We start from the raw sequence: 3,226 nt of genomic DNA, 5'->3' as shown, positions 1-3,226 counted from the left end.
GCGAACCAAACTTCGTGAGCGCTTGCACGCTCCAACCAACGGTCTGTGGTTTACAGGTGAACAACTTACGGCCATGCTTGGACTTGCCGTCATCCGGGCGTGTCGCGCTTTACGAAATCTTCATGACTCACTCAAGTGTTACGGTTAAGCCTTGTTCGGAATCCCACGATTCCACAAGGCGAGTCGCAATTCTCGCCGGAACGCGCCGCCCAATAGTCGGAACGTTCCTACCAACCCAAGAGAAATAGAGATAGGGAAAAATGGAAAAGTTCTTCCATCTTAAGGAGAACGGCACCACCGTGTCCACTGAGGTCATGGCCGGTCTGACCACGTTCTTCGCAATGTCGTACATCATCATCGTCAACCCACAGATACTGTCGCAAACGGGAATGCCGTGGGGCGGCGTGTTCCTTGCAACCATCATCGCAGCCATCGCGGGCACGCTCGTCATGGGCTTGTTCGCCAACGTTCCGTATGCTCAGGCCGCCGGCATGGGCCTCAACGCATTCTTCACCTACACCGTTTGCTTCGGCCTCGGCTTCACCTGGCAGCAGACCCTGTGCATGGTGTTCCTGTGTGGCCTGATCAACATTCTCATCACCGTCACCAAGATTCGTAAGATCATCATCCAAGCCATTCCGGAAGTGCTGCAGAACGCCATCGGCGGCGGCATCGGCCTGTTCGTGGCCTACGTCGGCTTCCTGAACGTCGGCTTCTTCACCTTCACCACCAAGGCCGACGCCAAGAACGGCGACACCGTGCAGGCCACCCCAGGTCTGGCCGTCATGAATAATCCGACCATCTGGCTGTTCATCATCGGCCTGTTCCTCGCCATCATCCTCACCGTGCTCAAGGTGCGCGGCGGCATGCTGATCGCCATCGCGGTCACCGCCATCGCCGGCATTCCGATGGGTCAGACCACCATGGCCAACTCCATCTCCATCGGCGACACTTTCGCCCAGCTGCCGCAGACCTTTGGCGCTATCTTCAGCGCCGAAGGCTTCCCATCGCTGTTCTCCGACATGTCGAAGCTGCCGATCATTCTGCTGACGATCTTCGCATTCTCCATGTCCGACACCTTCGACACCATCGGCACGTTCATCGGCACCGGCCGCCGCACCGGCATCTTCTCCGCGGAAGACGAGGAAGCCCTCGAAAACGGTTCCGGCTTCTCCTCCAAGATGGACAAGGCCCTGTTCGCCGATTCGATCGCAACTTCCATCGGCGCCATCTGCGGCACCTCCAACACCACCACGTATGTGGAATCCTCCGCAGGTATCGCCGCTGGCGGCCGCACCGGCCTGACCTCCGTGGTCGTGGCCATCTGCTTCGCCCTGTCCGCCTTCCTCTCCCCGGTCATCTCCGCCATTCCGTCCGCCGCAACCGCAGGCGTGCTCGTGGTGGTGGGCTGCATGATGGCGTCCTCGCTGAAGGAAATCGACTGGGGCGATATCTCCGAGGCCGTGCCGGCGTTCTTCGCTTCCGTATTCATGGCGTTCAGCTACTCCATCTCCTACGGCATCGCCGGCGGCTTCATCACCTACTGCCTGATCAAGACCTGCAAGGGCAAGGCCAAGGAAGTGCACCCGGTGATCTGGGTTGTGTCGCTGCTGTTCATTCTGGACTTCATCATCACCGCGATCCTGTAGTTCTGAACGTCAGGTTCAACCTGACCACCAGCCGAAATTACTGGTTCAGTAAATAAATTTAAATTCGGCAAATGGAATAGGGGCGATTCCGCTCTCACTGCGGAGTCGCCCCTATTGTTGTATCGCTTGTTTTCGTACTGCTTTTTAGTGAACCGTCTTATGCGATGGCTTTCGAGAAGACGTCAACCAGACTTTCCATCCAGGCCGTCAAGGAATCGTATTGTTCCGGCATCTGTTCGGTCAGTTCAACCATGGGCACGTTTGCGGATTTCGCGGCATTCGTGATTTTGCCCGTCAGCTCGCTTTCCTCCTGCGTATTGACGATCAACAGTTTGATTTCACCTGATTTCAATGCGTCGGCGAACTGCCTGATATCCGTTGGCGTCGGCTCGCTTTCGTTCGCTGTGGCTCGCGCGTACCCGCTTGGCGTTGCGTCGGTCAAACCCATGTCTTCCGCCAGATAGCTTGCCACGGATTCCGTTGCCGCGTACGCCAATCCATCCGATTTCTGTTTCACTTCGGCGATTTTGCTTTCGACGTTGTTTTCTTCAGATTTCCACTGATCGTGCAGCTTGTCGAAATCACTCTTTTTCGCGGCGTCGGCCTGTTCGTACGCTTCGGTGATCGCCTGTGCCACTGCCTTGCGCACATCGGCGGAGAACCAAACATGCGGATTTTCGCCGTCATTCACCCCGCCGACTGCAGCGGCATTGACGATGGTTGCGTTGGCGGATTGCGCCGCTTTGACCGCCCATGCGTCGTAGCCGGCTCCATTGACGATGATGACTTGCGCTTTCTGCAGTTTGGCGATATCCGACGTCGTTGGCTCGTAATCATGCGCATCCACATTGGTGGAATTGATGATGCTGGTTACGTTGACGTTGCCACCGCCCAAGGTTTTCGCCACGGTACCCCACTGATTCACGGAAGCGACCACTTCGATGGTTCCGTTTTTTTCGGACGACGATCGGCCGCTTCCACACGCAGCAACCGACGCAAGCATTCCTACAGAAGCAAGTGCGGCAATCGCAATTCTCACAATACGGTACATGATAGATCCTCCCTAACGTGATATAACACCATCATAACTTAATTGAGAATCATTATCAATAGAGCGTGTCGCGATCAGGTATCACATACAAAAAACTCCCGCTCAGGGGAATGGCCGCCACGAATGGGATCGAAATGGTTAGCGAAGCAACCACTTTCGACCGCACATCCGTGCGACAATCCCCGCAAGCGGGAGTAAGAGATGATTTGCCGATCAGCCGCGTGCAATTAAGGAGCTTCGCAAAGCGAAACATAATTTGCTGGCTCGCTAAAGCTCGCTTGCGTTGACCCACTGGGTCAACGCTACGCTTTGGCAGATCGGCTTTTGCCGATCAGCCAAAGCGTCCCGATACGTAGCGCTCGGCTTCTTCGTTCTGGGGGTTGTTGAACATGGTGGTCGTGTCGGTGAAGTACTCGAGGTGACCCGGCTGGCCGACTGCCTTCAGGTTGAAGAACGCGGTGTAGTCGGCGATACGGGCGGCCTGCTGCATGTTGTGCGTCACGATCACGATGGTGTAGTCGTTCTT

2 protein-coding genes and 1 pseudogene are annotated in these 3,226 nt (G+C 56.2%); 1 reads left to right on the top strand and 2 read right to left on the bottom strand.

The genetic code is table 11. The features are described 5' to 3' along the window. Nucleotides 1-260 precede the first annotated feature (260 nt). Nucleotides 261-1,649, top strand: a complete 1,389-nt coding sequence (locus Q5H33_RS08275; protein WP_022245297.1) for an NCS2 family permease — start codon at nucleotides 261-263, stop codon at nucleotides 1,647-1,649. A gap of 157 nt (nucleotides 1,650-1,806) precedes the next feature. Here the strand turns inward: Q5H33_RS08275 and Q5H33_RS08270 are convergent, their stop codons facing one another. Beyond that, on the bottom strand, nucleotides 1,807-2,700 hold the full coding sequence (locus tag Q5H33_RS08270) for a metal ABC transporter solute-binding protein, Zn/Mn family (RefSeq protein WP_302423987.1): 894 nt from the start codon (nucleotides 2,698-2,700) through the stop codon (nucleotides 1,807-1,809). 331 nt (nucleotides 2,701-3,031) lie between these two features. Further along, nucleotides 3,032-3,226 (bottom strand): annotated as a pseudogene (locus Q5H33_RS08265) (phosphate ABC transporter ATP-binding protein); the annotation flags it as partial.

This window comes from uncultured Bifidobacterium sp. (assembly GCF_959020145.1).
Lineage (GTDB): Bacteria > Actinomycetota > Actinomycetes > Actinomycetales > Bifidobacteriaceae > Bifidobacterium.
Note: the sequence above shows the minus strand (reverse complement) of the source record. Positions and strands in the feature narration are given on the sequence as shown.